Source organism: Kitasatospora sp. NPDC022856 (genome assembly GCF_055561235.1).
The window spans coordinates 1-18,198 of record NZ_JBVHHE010000021.1 but is presented as its reverse complement, the minus strand read 5'-3'; the positions used below and the strand labels follow the sequence as shown (position 1 = coordinate 18,198).

General features: G+C 74.8%; 14 protein-coding genes and 1 pseudogene. 10 read left to right on the top strand and 5 right to left on the bottom strand.

The genetic code is table 11. From position 1 onward, the window contains the following. The first annotated feature begins 60 nt into the window (after window positions 1-60). The 7 genes and pseudogenes from ACZ34W_RS25225 to ACZ34W_RS25195 form a co-directional block, all read left to right on the top strand. Complete coding sequence (locus ACZ34W_RS25225) at window positions 61-570, top strand: GNAT family N-acetyltransferase (RefSeq protein WP_465607275.1); 510 nt, start codon at window positions 61-63, stop codon at window positions 568-570. A gap of 225 nt (window positions 571-795) precedes the next feature. Next, window positions 796-2,295, top strand: coding sequence for an FAD-dependent oxidoreductase (locus tag ACZ34W_RS25220; RefSeq protein ID WP_465607273.1), 1,500 nt, complete (start codon window positions 796-798; stop codon window positions 2,293-2,295). A 180-nt stretch (window positions 2,296-2,475) separates the two neighbouring features. Continuing rightward, a complete protein-coding gene (locus tag ACZ34W_RS25215) occupies window positions 2,476-4,725 on the top strand; it encodes a protein kinase domain-containing protein (RefSeq protein WP_465607271.1) in 2,250 nt (749 codons plus the stop codon). Between the two features lie 2 nt (window positions 4,726-4,727). After that, window positions 4,728-7,103, top strand: coding sequence for a protein kinase domain-containing protein (locus ACZ34W_RS25210; protein WP_465607269.1), 2,376 nt, complete (start codon window positions 4,728-4,730; stop codon window positions 7,101-7,103). A 156-nt stretch (window positions 7,104-7,259) separates the two neighbouring features. Beyond that, window positions 7,260-7,574 (top strand): hypothetical protein, encoded by a 315-nt coding sequence (locus ACZ34W_RS25205; protein WP_465607267.1) that lies wholly within the window; start codon window positions 7,260-7,262, stop codon window positions 7,572-7,574. A gap of 170 nt (window positions 7,575-7,744) precedes the next feature. After that, a complete protein-coding gene (locus ACZ34W_RS25200) occupies window positions 7,745-8,914 on the top strand; it encodes an acyl-CoA dehydrogenase family protein (RefSeq protein WP_329485452.1) in 1,170 nt (389 codons plus the stop codon). A gap of 74 nt (window positions 8,915-8,988) precedes the next feature. Continuing rightward, a pseudogene (locus tag ACZ34W_RS25195) lies at window positions 8,989-9,237 on the top strand (NAD(P)H-binding protein); the annotation flags it as partial. Between the two features lie 30 nt (window positions 9,238-9,267). Here the strand turns inward: ACZ34W_RS25195 and ACZ34W_RS25190 are convergent. After that, window positions 9,268-10,137, bottom strand: coding sequence for a serine hydrolase (locus ACZ34W_RS25190; protein WP_465607264.1), 870 nt, complete (start codon window positions 10,135-10,137; stop codon window positions 9,268-9,270). 163 nt (window positions 10,138-10,300) lie between these two features. Here ACZ34W_RS25190 and ACZ34W_RS25185 point away from each other — a divergent pair, with 163 nt between their 5' ends. Beyond that, window positions 10,301-11,161: an NAD(+)/NADH kinase gene (locus ACZ34W_RS25185; protein WP_465607262.1), complete on the top strand. Its 861-nt coding sequence runs from the start codon at window positions 10,301-10,303 to the stop codon at window positions 11,159-11,161. Between the two features lie 190 nt (window positions 11,162-11,351). On the opposite strand, the gene ACZ34W_RS25180 is transcribed toward ACZ34W_RS25185, so the two are convergent. The 3 genes from ACZ34W_RS25180 to ACZ34W_RS25170 all read right to left on the bottom strand — a co-directional run bounded on the left by ACZ34W_RS25180 (window position 11,352) and on the right by ACZ34W_RS25170 (window position 15,122). Beyond that, window positions 11,352-12,755: an amidohydrolase family protein gene (locus ACZ34W_RS25180; protein WP_465607260.1), complete on the bottom strand. Its 1,404-nt coding sequence runs from the start codon at window positions 12,753-12,755 to the stop codon at window positions 11,352-11,354. Between the two features lie 241 nt (window positions 12,756-12,996). Continuing rightward, on the bottom strand, window positions 12,997-13,860 hold the full coding sequence (locus tag ACZ34W_RS25175) for a helix-turn-helix domain-containing protein (protein ID WP_465607258.1): 864 nt from the start codon (window positions 13,858-13,860) through the stop codon (window positions 12,997-12,999). A gap of 278 nt (window positions 13,861-14,138) precedes the next feature. Continuing rightward, entirely contained in the window at window positions 14,139-15,122 is a 984-nt protein-coding gene (locus ACZ34W_RS25170) for an aldo/keto reductase (RefSeq protein ID WP_396489303.1), read from the bottom strand. Window positions 15,123-15,225: 103 nt separating this feature from the next. Between ACZ34W_RS25170 and ACZ34W_RS25165 the strand changes: the two genes are divergently transcribed. Together ACZ34W_RS25165 and ACZ34W_RS25160 are read left to right on the top strand one after the other, a co-directional pair. Next, window positions 15,226-15,891, top strand: coding sequence for a DUF8189 domain-containing protein (locus ACZ34W_RS25165; RefSeq protein ID WP_465607255.1), 666 nt, complete (start codon window positions 15,226-15,228; stop codon window positions 15,889-15,891). Then, window positions 15,848-17,935 (top strand): HelD family protein, encoded by a 2,088-nt coding sequence (locus ACZ34W_RS25160; RefSeq protein ID WP_465607253.1) that lies wholly within the window; start codon window positions 15,848-15,850, stop codon window positions 17,933-17,935. Before ACZ34W_RS25165 ends, ACZ34W_RS25160 begins: the two co-directional genes overlap by 44 nt. A 64-nt stretch (window positions 17,936-17,999) precedes the next feature. Here ACZ34W_RS25160 and ACZ34W_RS25155 read toward each other — a convergent pair. Then, the coding region (locus ACZ34W_RS25155; RefSeq protein ID WP_465607251.1) for a hypothetical protein at window positions 18,000-18,198 on the bottom strand (199 nt) is incomplete at its 5' end.

Sequence of the window (18,198 nt, the reverse complement as noted above, 5' to 3'; positions counted from 1 at the left end):
GGCCCGTGGTGCTCGCGCCCTCCGGTGCGGGAGCGGCGCCCGGCCCGGTAGCGTGCCGGGATGGGAAAGATCGTCACGTATCTGGAGATGACCGGTCGCGAGGAGCTGACGCCGGGTCGGGCGGTGCCCGGGATGGAGCTCCGGCGCGAGGAGGGCTTGTCGGCGCTGGTGCGTTCGGTCCAGGCCCGGGTCGGGGCCGCGTACGGCTGGCGCAGTTCCAGCCGGACCGACCAGCAGTGGGCGGAGCTGGCTCGGGCGCACCCGCACCGCCAGTACTGGCTGGTCGAACTGTCGGGCACGACGGCCGGGATCGCCGCCCTGGAGCCCCAGGCCGGCGGGGAGGTGGAGATCGTCACCTTCGGGCTCCTGCCGGAGTACGTCGGGCAGGGGCTCGGCGGCCACGCGCTCACCCTCGCCCTGCGGCAGGCCTGGGCGACCGAGCCGTTCGAGGCGGAGTCGGTCCGCAGGGTGTGGCTGCACACCGATTCGAACGACCACCCGACCGCGCTGGGCAACTACCTGCGCCGGGGTTTGCGCGTCCACCGCACCGAGACCGTCGAGGGCGCCTGACCGGGCCGCCTCCCGCCGGCCGCGGTTGCCCCCGCGCCACACCGCGCCGGCCGCGGCCGCCCCCTCCTGCCGGTCGTGCTGCCCGCGCACCGCCTGGATCGCCCGCCCGTGCAGGCTTGCTGTCAGCGGCCTGTGATGCCGTGTCAGTGAGCTGTGTGCGATCCATCAGTGGCCCGGTGGAACCTCGGAGTGCCTGAAGGGTTCAGGCTTCGGAGGGGAGTTCCCGTGCATGACGTGGTAATCGTGGGCGCCGGCCCGGTCGGTCTGTTCCTCGCCTGTGAGCTCGGCCTCGCGGGCTGTTCGGTCCTGGTTCTCGAACGGGAGGCCGAGCCCGGCTCCCCCTGGCGGGCGGCGCCGCTCGGGAGCCGGGGCCTCAACACCGCGTCGGCCGAGGCGTTCCACCGCCGGGGGCTGCTGGACCGGCTGCGGAAGGCCGCGGGTCTCGACGACGCGCCCGGGTCGGCCCGGCCGCGCCTGGGCGGCCACTTCGGCGGAATGATGCTCGACCCGGCCAGGATCGACGTCGCCGCCCTGCCGTTCCGGCTTCCCGGCTCGGCCACGGAGAGCATGATGGCGTCCCTCGACGTGGTCGAGGGGCTGCTGTCCGAGCGGGCGACCGCACTCGGCGTGGAGATCAGGCGCGGCGTCACGGTCTCGGCGGTCACCCAGGACGACGAGGGCGTGGTGGCCCGGGCGGGCGAGGACGCGTACCCGGCGCGCTGGCTGGTCGGCTGCGACGGCGGACGCAGCGCCGTGCGCCGGCTCACGGGCTTCGACTTCGTCGGCACCGGGCCGCAGCTCACCGGCTACTCGATGCGCGCCACCCTGGCCGATCCCGAGGAGCTGGCTTTCGGCTTCAACCTCACGCCGACGGGCCTGTACGTCCGGATGCCCGGCAAGGGCCACCTCGCCATGATGGACTTCGACGGCGGCGCGTTCGACCGCTCGCAGCCGCCCACCCGCGCGCACCTCCAGTCGGTGCTGCGCCGGGTCTCCGGGACGGACGTGACGCTGGGCGAGGTCGACCTGGTGTCGACCTTCACCGACCGGGCGATGCAGACGACGACCTACCGGCAGGGGCGCGTCCTGCTCGCGGGCGACGCCGCGCACATCCACTCCCCGCTGGGCGGCCAGGGGCTCAACACCGGCATCGGCGACGCCGTGAACCTGGGCTGGAAGCTCGCGGCGACCGTGCGCGGGCACGCGCCGGACGGACTCCTCGACAGCTACACCCGGGAGCGCCACCCGGTCGGCGCCGCGGTGCTCGACTGGACGCGCGCCCAGGTGGCGGCCATGCGGCCGGACCCGCACGGGCGGGCGATCCAGGCGGTGGTGCGCGAGCTGATCGGCACCCGTGACGGAGCGACCTTCGTGTTCGAGCGGATATCGGGCGCCTCGGTCCGCTACGACCTCGGCGACGAGAACCCGCTGGTCGGCCGCAGCGCCCCGGACTTCCTCCTCGGGGACGGCACCCGCCTCGGCGAGCTGCTGCGGGACGGCCGGGGCGTCCTGCTCGACTTCACGGTCGACCGGCACCTGCGCGAGGTGGCCGGGGACCGGGAGAGCCGGATCCGGTACGCGGCCGGGCCGGCCGCGAACGACCTCGGGTTCGGCGCCGTACTCGTCCGGCCCGACGGCACCGTCGCGTGGGCGGACGGCCACGACCCCGACCGCAAGTCGCTCGCCTCCGCCGCCGACCGGTGGTTCGGCGCTCCGGCGTCCTGACGCGGTCCCGGCTCCTCCCCTCCTCTCCCCTGCTCGACCGAGTTCCAGGAGCACGCCCATGACGATCGCCGGTTGCCCGTGAGCAGCCGGCCGGATCGGGTTCCTGCGGGAAACCGGTGATCGCCTGTCATGACCCCACCGTTCCCCCTAGCCTGTGAGGGCTCACGGGAGGGGGACACGTTGGAGCGACTCGGGGCCGGGGACCCACGTCAGGCCGGGCCGTACACGCTGATGGGGCGGCTCGGGGCCGGCGGCATGGGCGCGGTGTATCTGGGGCGGTCGGCCGGCGGGCGGACCGTCGCGGTCAAGGTGGTGCGGCCGGAGCTGGCCGGGGACGGGTCCTTCCGGGCGCGCTTCCGGCAGGAGGTCGCGGCGGCCCGGCAGGTCTCCGGGGCGTTCACCGCCCCGGTGGTGGACGCCGACACCGAGGCCGCCACGCCCTGGATGGCGACCGCGTTCGTGGTCGGCGTCCCGCTCCAGGACGCGGTGGCCCGGCACGGCCCGCTGCCCGGGGTGACCGTGCGGACGCTGGCCGCCGGGCTGGCGGAGGCGCTAACCGAGGTGCACCGGGCCGGGCTGATCCACCGTGACCTGAAGCCCGGCAACGTGCTGCTGGCACTGGACGGGCCGCACGTCATCGACTTCGGGATCTCCCGGGCGGCCGACGGCACCGGGCTGACCACGACCGGCGCGGTCATCGGGTCGGCGCCGTACATGTCGCCGGAACAGGCGCTGGGCGAGCCGCTCACCCCGGCGAGCGACGTGTTCGCGCTGGGCTCGACGGTCGCCTACGCCGCGCTCGGCACCCGGCTGTTCGGCGACGGCGCCGGCGCGGCGGTGCTGTTCCGGGTGGTGAACACCGACCCGGACCTGAGCGGCCTCCCGGACGGGATCCGGCACCTGGTCGCCGGGTGCCTCGCAAAGAACCCGAACCACCGCCCGACACCGCGCCAACTGGTCGAGCTGGTGGAGCGGATCGGCCGCCCGGACCCGGCGGACGGCTGGCTCCCGCCGGCCGTCGCGACGGACGTGATCGCCGCACGCGGTGTGCTGACCGCCCTGCCCCTCCCGGACCCGGGCCCGCCCGGCGCTCCCCCCGCGACGACTCCGCTGCCCGCCGACCCCGGCCCCGGGGGCCGGCCGCCCGAGGACGCGGTGCCCGCCCGCCGCCCGAGCCGCCGGACGGTGCTGTTCGGCGTCGGCGGCGGCGTGCTCGCGGCGGCGGGGGCCGCCACCACGATCGCGCTGCTGAACGACCGGGGCGGCCGCGGCGCCACGGCCGGCAGCACGGGCGGCAGCACGCCGTCCGCCCCCGTCCGCCCCTCGGGCGCCGACGTGCCCGAGATCGGGCCGAGCTGGCAGGCGACCCAGCCGAACCCCTGTCCCCAGGTGCTCTCCGCGGACGGCGTGGTGGTCGGCGTCTCCATCCTCAACATCTGGGGGGTGGACGACACCGGCCGCACCAAGTGGACGGTGGACGGCGCCACCGTGGGCGGCGCCTTCGCGATCGACCCGACCACCCCGCGGTCCGTCGCCGGGCTCGACGGCGACCGGCTCTACGCCATCGGAGGGTCACCCACGGCGCCCGAGCTCCTGGCGTTCACCCTGGCCGAGGGCAGACTCGACTGGCGGCTGCCGCAGGGCCGGAAGAACGCGGCGGGCGTCCTCTCCTTCGCCGGGATCCGCGCCGGCAAGGCCTACTGGCTCGGCTTCGGCGACGGCAACGACCACGGTGACCTCGTCCCGGCCGGCACCCACGTCTGGGCGGTGGACCTCGCCACCCGGCAGAGCCTCTGGTTCCACGGCGAGGACACCATGCTGCTCCAGTCGACGGTGCCGACGGACGACCGGATCGTGGTCTCCGACCTCGACCAGCTGAAGGCCCTGGACGCGAAGGGCGGGACCGTCTGGGAACGCAGGCTCGCCGCGTTCGGTCTCGGAACCGCCGGGAGGTACGTGCTCGCCCCGGACAAGGACGGCACGCTGACCGCCCTGGACCCGGACACCGGCGGCCCGGCGTGGACGGCGAGCGGCGTCGTCGGCGCCTCGAAGCTCGGTGACGGCTTCGCCACCAGCGAGGACGGCCGCCTGCTCTACCTCCTCTGGCGGGACGGGGACGGCGGTTGCTCGATCGGCACCGTGGACCCGGCGAACGGCCGCCCCGGCTGGCGGACCCCGCTGCCGCCCGACTCCCCCGACGCCCCCTTCCTCGGGGCCCGCCTGCTCCGCGCCGACGGCAACCTCTACCGGATGGGCGCCGACGCCGTGCTGTGGGCGCTCGACCCGGCCGACGGCAAGGCCCGCTGGAAGTACTCCGGGCTCAAGGGCCGGGACGCCACGAAGCTGGCCTGGAGCGCCGGCGCCGGACGGCTCTGCGTCTCCGACACGACGACCCGGACGATCACCTCGCTGCCCGCGAAAGGGGCCTGAGCATGCGCCGGCTGGAACCCGCCGACCCCACCCGGATCGGCCCGTACGCCCTGCTCGGCAGGCTGGGCGCCGGGGGCATGGGGGTGGTCTACCTCGGCCGGTCGGCGGGCGGCCGGACCGTCGCGGTCAAGGTGGTCCGGCCCGAACTGGCCGCCGACCCGGGGTTCCGCGCCCGCTTCCGGGCCGAGGTGAACGCGGCCCGGGCGGCCTCCTCCGCGTTCACCGCCCCGGTCGTGGACGCCGACACCGACGCGCCCGTGCCCTGGATGGCGACCGCCTTCGTGCCCGGGATCGCGCTGGACGAGGCGGTCCGGCTGGTCGGCGCGTTCCCCGAGCACGTGCTGCGCATCCTGGCGGCCGGGATAGCCGAGGAACTGAGGAACATCCACGCCGCCGGGCTGACCCACCGGGACCTCAAGCCGAGCAACGTGCTGCTGGCGCTGGACGGGCCGCACGTCATCGACTTCGGCATCGCCCGGGCGGCCGACGGCACCGCACTGACCGCCGAGGGCACCGTCCTCGGCTCGGCCGCCTTCATGTCGCCGGAACAGGCGAGCGGCGAGCGGGCGGGCCCGCCGAGCGACGTGTTCTCGCTCGGCTCGACGCTGGCCTACGCCGGTACCGGCGGGACCGCGCCGTTCGGCGGCGGGCATCCGCTACAGGTCCTGTACCAGGTGGTGCACGAGGAGCCGGACCTCACGGCGGTGCCCGCCGGAGTTCGGTTGCTGGTCGCCGCCTGCCTGGCCAAGGCCCCGGGCGACCGGCCGACGCCGCAGCAGCTCGCCGCCTCCCAGGGCGCGGGACCGCTGACCCCGGGGACGTGGCTGCACCCCGCGCTGGTCGCGGCGATCGAGGAGGCGGCGGCCGTGATGGCCCCGTCGTCCGCCGCGGCGGCCCAGCCGCCGTCCGGGCTGTCTCCCCTGCCGCCCCTGCCGCCCGGGCAGCCGGCGGCGGGCCCGGACTCGCCGCCGACCGCGCGGCAGACGGTGCGGCTCGGACCGGTCGACGTCCGGCCCCGGCCCGGTCGCCGCAAGCTGCTGCTCGGCCTGGCCGGCGGGGTCGTGGTGGCCGCGGCCGGCGGCGGCACGGTGTTCCTCACCGGCGGCGGCGCGCCCGAGAAGCCGAAGACCCCCGGTGCCGGTGGCCCGCCGGCGACGGCGCCGGCCGCCGACCCGACCGACTCCTCGCGCTCGCTGGACACGGACGTGGTGGCCACCCCGCTCTGGACGGCTCCGCTGGTCGAACCGGTGATCGCGCTGACCGGGAGCGGCGACACCGTCGTGGCCGCCGGGATGACGGGCGTGTGGGCGGTCGACCGCGCCGGGCAGACCCGCTGGGGGCCGTTGACCAACTACACCTCGCCGTCCGGCGCCGGCCTCGGCGACCGCCCGGTGGCCGTCGACGCCACCATGGCCTACCTGATGGGCTACGGCGGCCCCGGCAACCTGACGTACGCCCTCAAGGCCGTCGACCTCGCGACCGGCGCCGCCGCCTGGACCCTCTCCCCGCCGGACCTGCACGTCTCGCCGTCCGCCTCGGTGGTCGGCCTCCTCGACGGCCTCGTCTACGTCGCCGGCGAGGCGAAGGGCACCTTCCACCTGGCCGACCCGACCGCACCGGTCACCTACGCGGCGGCCTTCGTCTGGGCGGTGGAGCCGGCCACGGGCCGGCTCCGGTGGCAACTGGTGCGCCCGCACGACGTCCTGGAGAACTCCAGGCTCGCCGTCCCGTCCGCCGGGACCCGCCTGCTGTTCGAGACCTACGCGATGGACCTCACCACCTACCGGAGGACCGGGAAGCTGGAGGCGCTCGACACCGGCAACGGCGGAAAGAGCCTCTGGGAGCAGCCGGCCCCCGGCAGTGGCGCCCTCGTGCCCGGGCTGCCCTACTTCGCCGACGGCCCGCACACCTCGGCCGGCGGCTACTTCCTCCACCTCGCCGACCGGCTGTACGCGGTCGACCCGGCGGACGGCAAGGTGGTGTGGCAGTCGGCCGGGGAGTGGAACTTCCGGAGCGCCGTGGCGAGCCCCGACGGCACCGCCGTCTTCGCCGTGGGATCGCACTACGCGAAGGGAGTGGTGGTCGTCCAGTCCTTCGACGCCCGGACCGGCGCCGTCCACTGGTCGGGCTCGCTGCCGAGCGCGCCGCTCCTCGACATGGCGGCGCACTACGCGGACGGCACCGTCTACATCTGGGTCCACGGCAAGGTCTGGGCGCTGGACCCGGCCACCGGCGCACCCCGCTGGACCTTCGGGTTCCACCCCAACGGAGGTTCGACGACCCCCGTGCCGTACTGGGCGGGCGGCGGGCGGATCTACGGCCCGACCGACAAGGGACTGGCGGCGATCGCCGCCGACGGCAAGGCGGCCCACGGCTGAACCCGCCCGCCCGGGCCGGGAGCCGGGCGAGGCGGGGAACCCGGTCGGGGCGAGGAACCCGCCGGGCAGCGGAACCGGCCGGGCCGGGTGCCGCGTCGAAGCGAACGAGGGCGCGCCGGTTCGGCGGCAGCGCCGGGACGGGGGTCCGCACCGGTCATGGGATTCGTCATCCTGCTGCTCGTACTCGCCGGCGGGGCGGGCCTGATCCTGTCCGGCGTCAGCAAGCTGAACACCGCCGTACCCACCTGCTACGGCAAACCGATGGTGCCGGGCGACGTCTGTCACCCCAAGGTCACCGGCTCGTTCTCCGAGGGCATGCCCGAGCCCCACGACTCCACCTACCAGGAGCAGTTGAACAGCCTGACCAGCGGCGGCTGGACGTCCATCGGGCTCGGCGCGGTGCTGATGGTGCTCGCCGTGGTGATCGGCCTCGCCTGGGCCGCCGCCGCGGGCCGCGCCCAGGAGCCGTGAGGCGGCCCGCCGGCATCCGCGCCTCCCGCACGTCGACCGCGGCCGGGCCGGTGCCGTACGGGGTCACCCGTCCGCCGGGCTGCGTTTGGAGGGCGATCAAGGGGTAGGCGGGGCACGGTGGCGGCACCGATGTCGCCGCCCCTGTCGTCACCGAGCCGAGGAGCACACCCATGACCGACGACGTACTGGTCGAGGACCTGTACCGGTTCGAGGACCTGCTGGTCCCCGAGGAGGCCGAGGTGCTGCGGCGGGTCCGTGACTTCCTGCGGCAGGAGGTCGCCCCGCACGCCAACGAGTGGTGGGGCCGGGCCGCGTTCCCGCACCACCTGATCCCCCGCTACGCCGAGCTGGGCATCTGCGGCCTCGCCTACCGGGAGAATCCCGCCAGCAGCCTGCTGAACGGCTTCATCGCCCTGGAGATGGCCAGGGTGGACGCCTCCCTGTCGACCTTCTACGGGGTCCACGCCGGGCTGGCGATGGGCAGCATCGCCCGTTGCGGCTCGCCGGAGCAGCGCGAGCGCTGGCTCCCGGCGATGACCCGGATGGAGCAGATCGGCGCCTTCGCGCTGACCGAGCCGCAGGGCGGCTCCGACGTCGCCGCCGGGCTGCGCACCACCGCCCGGCGGGAGGGCGACACCTGGGTGCTCAACGGCGCCAAGCGCTGGATCGGCAACGCGACCTTCGCGGACCTGGTGGTCGTCTGGGCCAAGGACGAGGAGAGCGGCCACGTCCTGGGCTTCGTGGTGCACGGTGACAACCCCGGCTTCACCGCCACCAGGATCGAGAACAAGATGGCCCTGCGCACCGTGGAGAACGCGGACGTGGTGCTCACCGAGTGCCTGGTCCCCGAAGCGGACCGGCTGCAGCGGGCGGAGGGCTTCCGCGACACCGCCGACGTGCTGCGGCACACCCGGAGCGGGGTGGCCTGGGAGGCGGTCGGGGTGATGCTGGGCGCCTACCGGATCGCCCTGGACTACACCCGTGAGCGCGAGCAGTTCGGCGGCCCGATCGCCCGCTTCCAGCTCGTCCAGGACCTGCTGGTGCGGATGCTCGGCAACGCCACCGCCTGCCTGGGCATGGTGGTGCGGCTGGCGCAGCTGGAGGACGCCGGCACGTTCCGGGACGAGCACTCCGCGCTGGCCAAGGCGTACTGCACCAGCCGGATGCGGGAGACCGTCGGCTGGGGCCGCGAGCTGCTGGCGGGCAACGGCATCGTGCTGGACTACAGCATCGCCCGCTTCGTCGCCGACGCCGAGGCGCTCTACTCCTACGAGGGCACCCGGGAGATCAACACCCTGATCGTCGGCCGCGCCGCGACGGGCATCGGCGCCTTCGTCTGACGCCCGCCCAGGACCCCCGGGCGCTGCCGGATGCCCCTCCCCCGGACCGACCTGCCGAAACGATCGGAGCCTTCGTGGTGGACGTCTTCATCCTCGGTATCACGGGCAAGGTCGGCGCCCTGCTCACGCGGGAGCCGCTCGCCAGCGGCGACACCGTCCGTGGCCTCGTACGCCATGAGGAACAGCGGGCGGAGCTCGCCGAGCCGGGTGTCCACGCGCTGGTCGGACACCTCGCCGGACCGTCCGTGCCGGAGCTGGCGGAGGCCTTCGGGAACGCCGACGCCGTCGTCTTCGCCGCCGGATCCAACGGGGGCGCCGCACGGACCACGAAGGCGATCGAGGGCGGCGGTCGGTCACCGGCTCGCCGCCACCCGGGCGGCGTGGACGACCTGCGCGACCGCCTGGACGGTGTCGATCCCGTACTCCTCGCTGGGGTTGTCCCGGGTGAGGATCGCGATGCGGTACGGCTCGCCCGGGTCGGTGAAGATCCCGAGGCTGTGCACGTGCCAGGCGTGGCGCTCCCGCGGCGCCCAGCCGTTCTTCACGTGGACGGTGGTGCCGTCGGGGGCGCCGAGCGGGGCGCCCCAGGCCTGGTCCTCCTCGACCTGGTTCATCAGGTCCAGGCCGAACGCGCGGTGCTCCGGGGTGAGCACCGGGCCCGGTGCGGCGAAGACGGCGAGCTGCTTCATCTCGTCTCCGGCGGTGATCTGGGTGCGCCCCCACCGGTCGCCGTCCGCGAGGACGGTGTCCGCCATGCCGGAGAGGCGCAGGAACTCCGCCAGCCGCGCCCGCCCCAGGTCCCGCCAGAGGGCGGTGGCCGCGTCGTTGTCCGACTGGACGATCATCGGCCGCAGGTTGTCCTCCTCGAACGGCGTCAGCGCGCGCCCTTCGTCCTGGGCGCGGCGCAGCACCGCACCCATGATCGTCACCTTGATGACACTGGCCGAGTCGAACCGCTCGCGGGCCCGGACCGCGCAGGACAGCCCGGTGCCCGGGTCCTCGACCGCGACGGCGACGGTGCTGTGACGCTCCGACACCACGCGGGTGATCGCGCGGGTCAGCTCCTCGGCGGGCCGGGAGTGGGCCACCGAGGAGCAGCGGCCGGACTCCGGGCCTGCGGGGCCGGTGACGGCCGGTGCGGGTTCCGAGGCCACGAACAGCAGGGTCGCGGCGGTGATCAGCCTGGTCGTGGTGCGGCTGCCGGCGGGGAGCGGAAGGGTCATCGCCCGATCATCGCGGACGGGACGGGCGCCCGACCGATGACGCACCGTGGCCGCCCGGGGCGGCGTGCCGGGGGCGCCGGCCCGGGTCGCGGTGACGTCGCCCCCGGTCCGGGTGGATGCTGGGAGGAGCGAGGCGGGCCGATCGGGATCGAGGAGGTCCGGGATGGGATTCATCGGCACGGTGGGGCTGGTGCTCCACCCCGAACGGACCAGCGCACCCACCGTGGCCACCGTGGTCCGCTGGAGCCGGGCGCGGGACGCCAAGGTCCTCGGACTGACGGCGGAGGTGGCCCGGATCGGGTGCGACGCCGTGGCGGTCGGGGCCGAGGAGATGGCCGCCACCGCCGATCTGCTGATCAGCCTGGGCGGGGACGGCACGATGCTGCGCGCGATGCGGCTGGTCGCCGGGAGCCGGGTCCCGGTGCTGGGCGTGAACGTCGGGCGGCTGGGCTTCCTCGCCGAGGTCGACATCCCGGAGCTGCCGGACGCCCTCGACGCGATCGACGATCTGCGGTTCACCGTGGAGTCCCGCTCCGGTGTCCAGGCCACGTTCGGTGACTCCCGGGAGACGGCGCTCAACGACGTGGTGCTGCTGCGCAGCCCCGGGCACAGGTCGGCGGCCGTGGCGGTCCGGGTCCAGGGGCAGCCCTTCGTGTCGTACACCGCCGACGCCGTCGTCGTGGCCACGCCGACCGGCTCCACGGCGTACAGCTTCTCCGCCGGCGGGCCGATCGTCTCCCCCAACGCCGAGGGCCTGCTGGTGACGCCGGTGGCCCCGCACGCGGCGTTCAACCGGTCCGTGTTCCTCTCCGCTGGGGAGCGGCTCGCCCTGGAGGTCCTGCCGCACAGCGGGGACCTCGCCATCGAGGCCGACGGCCTGCTGGTCGGCCGCGTCCGGCCGGGCGACGTCGTCGAGGTGACGATGCTCCCCGCCGCCTCGCGGGTCGTCCGGCTCGGCCGCACCACCTTCTACCAGCGCGCCCAGCGCAAGCTCCGGCTCACCGGCTCGGCGGAACCCGCCTGAGGAAGGCCCTCTCCCGAGGAAGGGCCGTCTCCCGACGGTGCCCGGCCGGTGCGCTGCTCGGGTCGGCCGGAGGCGGTCGTCGTCGCCCGAGCCGCTCGTCGCCTGAGCCGCTCGTCGGCGGCCGGTGAGGGACCGGCCCCGGCCACGTCACCGGCGGTGTGGTGACGTGCCCCCCGGGCCTCAGGGGCGCTCAGGACGTGGGCGGGGCGCTCAGCACGTGGGCGCGGGAGGCGTGGACGTCGGCGCGCAGGGCGGTCAGGTCGACGTCGAGGACGTGTCCGTTCCACTTGCGGGGCTCACCGTCGATCAGGACCGCGGCGATGTTGCGGGCGTCGGAGCCGAGGACGAGCGTGCCGATCGGGTCGTTGAGCGGCATGTTGTTGAGGTCCTCGGCCCGGACCACCAGCAGGTCGGCCTTCTTGCCGGGGGTGAGGGAGCCGGTGACGGCGGCGAGGCCGTTGGTGCGGGCGCCCTGGAGGGTGGCGAAGTCCAGCACGTCGTGGGTGGTGATCCGGGAGGGCTGCCGGTCGGTGCCGTGGGCGGCGTTGACGGCGCGCATTCGCTGGATGGCGTGCAGGGTCCGCATCTGGGTGAACATGTCGCTGGCCAGGGCGACTTCGACGTCGATGCTCAGGCCGGGGCGGACGCCGGCGGCGAGGGCCTCGTCCACGGCGGGGATCGCGGTCTCCAGGCCGATCTGGGCGTCGGAGGTGGGGGCGAGTGCCACGGTGGTGCCGGTCTCCCCGATGGCCTTCCAGGCGTCGGAGGTGAGCCCGGTGGCGTGGATCAGGGTGACGTCGGGGCCGAGGATGCCGTGCTCCGCCCAGCGGAGCACGGCCTCGGAGGAGGCCGTGCCGAAGACGGCGTCCACGCTCACGCCGATGCCCAGGTCCTCGGCGACGCGGGCGAGTTCGGGACCGTAGGCGAGCGCGGGGCCGGCGATCTCCTCGGTGGCCAGGGCTGCCAGGCGCAGGGTGAGCAGTTGGTCGTCGCTGCCGAAGTAGCGGTCCCTGAGCCGGGTGAGGTCGCCGGGCCACTGCTGGTCCCAGGTGCCGAAGTGCGGGCCCATGGAGGCGTGCACGCCGCGGATGCCGGTGTCGAGGAGGGCCTGGACGGCGGCGTCGGAGTGGCCGCCGGTGCGGGAGTTGTGGGAGAAGTCGAGCATGGTGGTGATACCGCTGTCGATCGCGGTCAGGGCGGCCAGCCTGGTCCCGGTGTACATGTCCTCGGGCCGGTAGACGGTGGCGTAACCGGCCAGGGTCGCGGTGACGTAGCCGCCCAGGTCGTCGACGTCCGGCATGATCCGGCGCAACTGGGCCTCCCAGGCGTGGCGGTGGGTGTCGACGAAACCGGGGCAGAGGATCGTGCCGGTGGCGTCGACGACCACGGCGTCGACCGCGCTCAGGCCGGGCCCGACGGCGGCGACGGTGTCACCCTCGACGAGCACGTCGCCCCGGTCGAGGACGCCGAGCGCCGGGTCCATGGTGACGACGGTGGCGCCGGTGAACAGGATCCGCCGCCGGTCGGCGGGCAGGCTCCGGATCCGGGCGAGGGCGGCGTCTTCGGCGGTGGGGCGGGTGTGGGGGACGTGCACGGGGTTCCCTTCCGGCGGTGGGTGCGGCGACTGCCGCGGAGCCAGCCTGCTGCTCCGCCGTGGCCGGAACCAGGCCGCGCCGTCCCCGGGTGCCGGGCACCCACCCGCCGCGGCGCGCGGCGGTGCCGACCCGCGCCGAGGAATGCGGAACACCCGGCCCGCCTCGATGGAGGCGGGCCGGGTTGCGGGTGTGGCGGGAGGGCACGCGGGGTCGGGGGTGTGCCGCGAAGGGGGCGCCGGGTCAGCCGGTGCTGAGCGCGCGGGCGGGTGCCACCCGCGTCGCCGGGGTGAGCCCGGCCCGGGCGCGGAGCCCGGCCAGGGCGGCGACAGCGGTGGGTTCGGCCTGGTAGACGACCAGTTGCTGGTGCGGTGCGCCGTTGACGGTGAAGGCGGAGAACTCGATCTCCAGGGCGCCCACCTCGGGGTGCGCGAGCCGCTTCGACTGCTGGGTCTTGGCCCGCACGTCGTGCCGGGCCCACAGCTCGCCGAACTCCGGGCTCCGCGCGCGCAGGGTGGCGACGACTTCGGCGATCCGCGGCGAGTCGGGGTGGTGTCCGTGGGCGGCGCGGAGTTCGGCGACGCAGGAGTGCGCGGAGCGCTCCCAGTCCCGGTAGAAGGAGCGGCCGGCGGGGTCGAGGAAGGCCATCCCGGCCAGGTTGTCGAACCTCTGGAACCCGCTGTGCAGGGCGCCGGCGAGGCGGTTGTGCGCCAGGACGTCCAGGGCGGGCCCCAGGACGAAGGCGGGCGTGTCGGGCCAGCTGTCGAGCAGTCGCCGCAGCTGGGGGCCGACGCGTTCGTGCCCGGCGGGCGCGCCCCGGCGTTCCTGGGGTGCCCGGACGAGTCGGCGCAGGTGGTCGAGCGCCTCGCCGTCGAGGTGGAGGGCGGCCGCGACGGCGTCGACGACCTGGGGCGAGGGATTGGTCTCGCGCCCCTGCTCCAGGCGCGTGTAGTAGTCGGCGCTCACGCCCGCCAGCATCGCGACCTCCTCGCGGCGCAGCCCCGGGACCCGACGGCGGCCGTGCTCCGGCAGGCCCACGCCCTGCGGCCGGAGGGCTTCGCGCCGTGCTCGGAGGTGCTCGCCCAAGGAACTGCTGCTGTCGCTCATGACCCGACCCGGTGGAGGAGGAGGCCGGCTCCGTCGGTGCGGTGCGGGAGGCCCGGGCGTCCCGCACCGCACCCGCGGGGCCGATCCGACGCGGATCGGATCGCCGGGCCGCGGTCCGCGGTGCCCGGCGGCACGAGGTCATTCCTACCCTGTCGGCGGCCGGTGAGCCTGGCCCTGCCGCACCCAGGCAACCCCGCCCCTGGTCCCGGACGCCGCGGGCCGCCGCACCCTCCTGGTGGCGCTGACACCCCCGGAGCGCGGGCTCCGTCGGCCGGCGGTCAGCCGTTGAGCGTCTTCATGTACTCCGGCGGGTACCGGTCGCCGGTGACCGCGCCGTGGGGTGCGACCGCCTCGATCGCGGCGATGTCCTCGGGGGTGAGGGCCACCTCGGTCGCGGCGACGTTCTCCTCCAGGTAGCTGCGGCGCTTGGTGCCGGGGATGGCGACGGCGCCCTGGTGCCGGACCCAGGCGAGCGCCAGCTGGGAGGGCGTCACGCCCTTGGCGGCGGCGATCCGGCGAACCTCGCGCACGACCTCCAGGTTGCGGTCGAAGTTCTTCCCCTGGAAGCGCGGATCCGTCCGGCGCCAGTCGTCCGCGGCGAAGTCGTCGGGGCTGGTGATCGCGCCGGAGAGGAAGCCGCGGCCCAGCGGGGAGTAGGCGACCAGACCGATGCCCAGCTCCCGCAGCGTCTCCCGCACCCCGTCGTGCTCGATGCCGCGCTCGAAGAGCGAGTACTCGGTCTGCACGGCGGTGAGCGGGTGGACGGCGTGGGCACGCCGGATGGTCCGCGCGGACGCCTCGCAGACGCCGATGTAGCGGATCTTGCCGGCGGCCACCAGCTCGGCCAGCGCGCCGACGGTCTCCTCGATCGGCACCCCGGGGTCGATGCGGTGCAGGTAGTACAGGTCGACGTAGTCCGTGCCCAAATGCCGCAGCGACCGGTCGAGCGCCCGCCGCACGTACTCCGGGTGGCCGTTGAGCCCGGACGCCCGACCGTCGTCCGCGAGCTCCACTCCGGTCTTGGTGGCCACCACCGCGTCCGCCCGGCGCCCGTGCAGCGCTTTGGCCAGCAGCTGCTCGTTGCGGAACGGTCCGTAGCTCTCGGCGGTGTCCAGCAGGGTGACGCCGAGCTCCAGCGCACGGTCGATGGTCGCCAGGGACTCGGTCTCGTCGGTGGCGCCGTAGAAGGCGCTCATCCCCATGCAGCCGAGACCCTGTACGCCTACGGTCAGGCCCTGGCTGCCCAGTGCTCGGTCTTCCATGATCTTCCCCTTACGTGACCGGTGACCGGTGACCGGTGACCGGCCGGCCCGGTGCGGGCCGGCGGCAGGTAGTTGACACCTGTACGTTACGCGCGCACCGGCCGTGACGCCCTCGGACGCCTCTCCGGCGCGCCCTCGGGCACGGGGAGCGCGCGGACCGGGAGCGCCTCGGCCGGAGCCCTGGGCAGTCGCCTTCCCGGTCTCCCGATGTCTAGTCAGAAACCCGCGCCGCCGTGCCCAATTCTCCTGGGTCGGGCGCAATGCGGACGGCCGCTCGGAAATCTTCGTCCACGACGGCGCGAGCGGGCCGCTCTGGCACAGCTGGCAGTACACCGCCGGTGACGACGGGAGCTGGTCGAACTGGCGGCCGCTCGTCGGCGGTGTCGCCGGAGCCCCGGTCGTCGCCCGGAACACCGACGGCCGCCTGGAGGTCTTCGCCCCCTTCACCGGCGGCAGCATCCGGCACATCCGGCACATCCGGCAGGTCACCGCCGGCTCGACCGCCTGGTCGGACTGGCAGTCACTCGGCAGTCCTCGACCGGCCGGCGCGGCCGAGCACGCGACCGGGCGACGGGGCGAGGGCATCCTCCCCCGGAACGGCAGGTCGGCCCGGTGGTGTGCACCAGAGGTCATATTCCACCCGGTTCGGTCAATATTTACTTTCCCGGATTCCCTCTGCATAGTGGCGCCTCGAAACAGTGGTGGATCGAGCCGAGAGGGCTTTCTTGTCTCAGATCAACGAGGTTGCCGCCCGCGAGGTGGAGCTTGAGCGGGTGCACGTCTCCGCCCTGGGCGACCTGTTCGACCAGCGGCTGGCCGGGGTGCGGGAGCAGCTGGCGCGCGTCCTCGCGGCGCCGTCCGACGGCGCGGGCGAGGTGTACGAGAGGGACTTGGCGGCCGGACAACTGGCGCGCGAGGTGCGACGGTTGGAAGGGGCCGAGGACGGGCTGGCCTTCGGCCGGATCGACCTGGCGGACGGGACCGTCCTGCGGATCGGGCGGCTGGGGCTGCAACGGGACTCCGATGAGCTGCCGGTACTGGTGGACTGGCGGGCCGAGGCCGCACGGCCGTTCTACGAGGCGACGCCGGTGCACCCGATGGGGCTGCGGCGACGGCGCCATCTGCGGCTGACGGGCCGGACGGTGGTGGGGGTGAGCGACGAACTGCTCGACGGCTCCGCACCGACCGAGCAGGACGTGGTCGGTGACGGTCCGTTGGCGGCGGCGCTCCAGGCCAGGCGGACCGGCCGGATGGGGGCGGCGGTCGCCACGCTCCAGGTCGAGCAGGACGCGATCGTCCGGTCGCCGCACCGCGGGGTGACGGTGGTGCAGGGCGGTCCGGGCACCGGGAAGACGGTGGTGGCGCTGCACCGGGCCGCGTACGTGCTGTACGCGTTCCCGAGGGCGGCCGAGCGCGGTGTGCTCGTGCTGGGGCCGAACGCGCGGTTCCTCGACTACATCTCCCAGGTGCTGCCCTCGCTCGGCGAGAACGACGTCGTCCTGGCGACGTGCGAGGAACTGGCAGGCGTCGCAGCGGGCGCGGCGGACCCCTTCGAGGTGGCGCGCCTCAAGGGGAGTTCCGTACTCGCCGACGCGCTGGCCGCCGTGGTCCGGTCCCGGCAGGCCCCGGGCGGCGACTTCGAGGTCCGGGTCGGCCGGGAGTGGATCCGGCTCCCGGAGGCGGAGGTCGTCCGGGCCCGGGAGTCGGCGCGGAGCAACGGTATCGCGCACAACCCGGCGCGCCGGCTGTTCAAGGAGCTGCTGGTCGACGCCCTCGTCGACGAGCTGGCCCGCAGCGGCGCCGAGGTGCTGGAGGAGATCGACGCCCAGGTCGCCGAGCTGACCGGACTCGACCTCGACCGGGCCGCCGCGGCGGACCTGCGCCGCCTCGGTCTCGACGACGCGCCGGCCACCGGGGCCGACGAGTTCGACGCCGACGCCGTCCGCGCCGACCTGCTGGACGACGCCTCGCTCGACCGGGCCGTCGAAGACCTGTGGCCCCGGCTCACGCCGGGCCAGGTGGTCCACACCCTGCTGGCGGAGGGCGACGATCCGGCCGGGCACCTGCAGCGGTTCACGGACGGGCAGTTGGCCCTGCTGCGGCGCACGCCGGAGGCGCCCTGGACGGACGGCGACGTGCCGCTCCTCGACGAGGCGGCCGGCCTGGTCGACGGCCCGCCGGAGCAGACGTTCGGGCACGTCGTCGTCGACGAGGCGCAGGAACTCACCGCCATGCAGTGGCGGATGATCGTGCGCCGCTGCCCGGGCCGGTCGATGACCCTGGTCGGGGACTTCGCCCAGGCGGGCCCGGCGACGGTGGCCCGGGACTGGAAGGAGGCGCTCGGCCCGGACCTCGGACGGCGCTACGACCTGCGCACCCTGACCGTCAGCTACCGGACCACCCAGGAGATCCTCGCCGTCACCGAGGACCTGCTCGCCCGGATCGCCCCGGACCGCACACCGATCCGCTCGATCCGGCACGGCGAGGTGCCGCGCACCCTCGCCGCGGACCGCGCGTCGCTCGTCACCGCCCTCCTGCGGGAGCTGCGCGAGCAAGGCGCCACGCACCCCGGCGAGTTGATCGGGGTGATCTGCGCCGACGACCGGACGGCGCAGCTCGCGGCCGCGGGCGTCGAACGGCACGCCCGGCTGGTGCCGGCCTCACAGGCGCGCGGGCTGGAGTTCGACACCGCCGTCGTGTTCGACCCGGACGGCATCACCGCCGCCCGCCCCGGCGGCGATCGCGACCTGTACGTCGCCCTCACCCGCGCCACCAAGCGCCTGTGCACCCTCGCCGCGGAGGCCACCGGCTGACACGGCCCGGCCCCGGCCGTCACCCGACGGCCGGGGCCCGCCACCGCAGCCGTCAGACCACCCGTCAGACCACCTGACCGGGATCGTCGAGCCAGGCGTGCCAACCGCGTGGGGTGACGGTGAGACCGAGACGGTCGACGCCCGGTTCACCGGCCTCCCGCCACCAGGCTAGTGTCCTGCGCCCGAGATCCGTCGTTAGATCTTGCGTGAGTGATTCTTCGGATGTGCCGGTGCGTCGTCGTGGTCCTGCGTTGGAGCCGTTG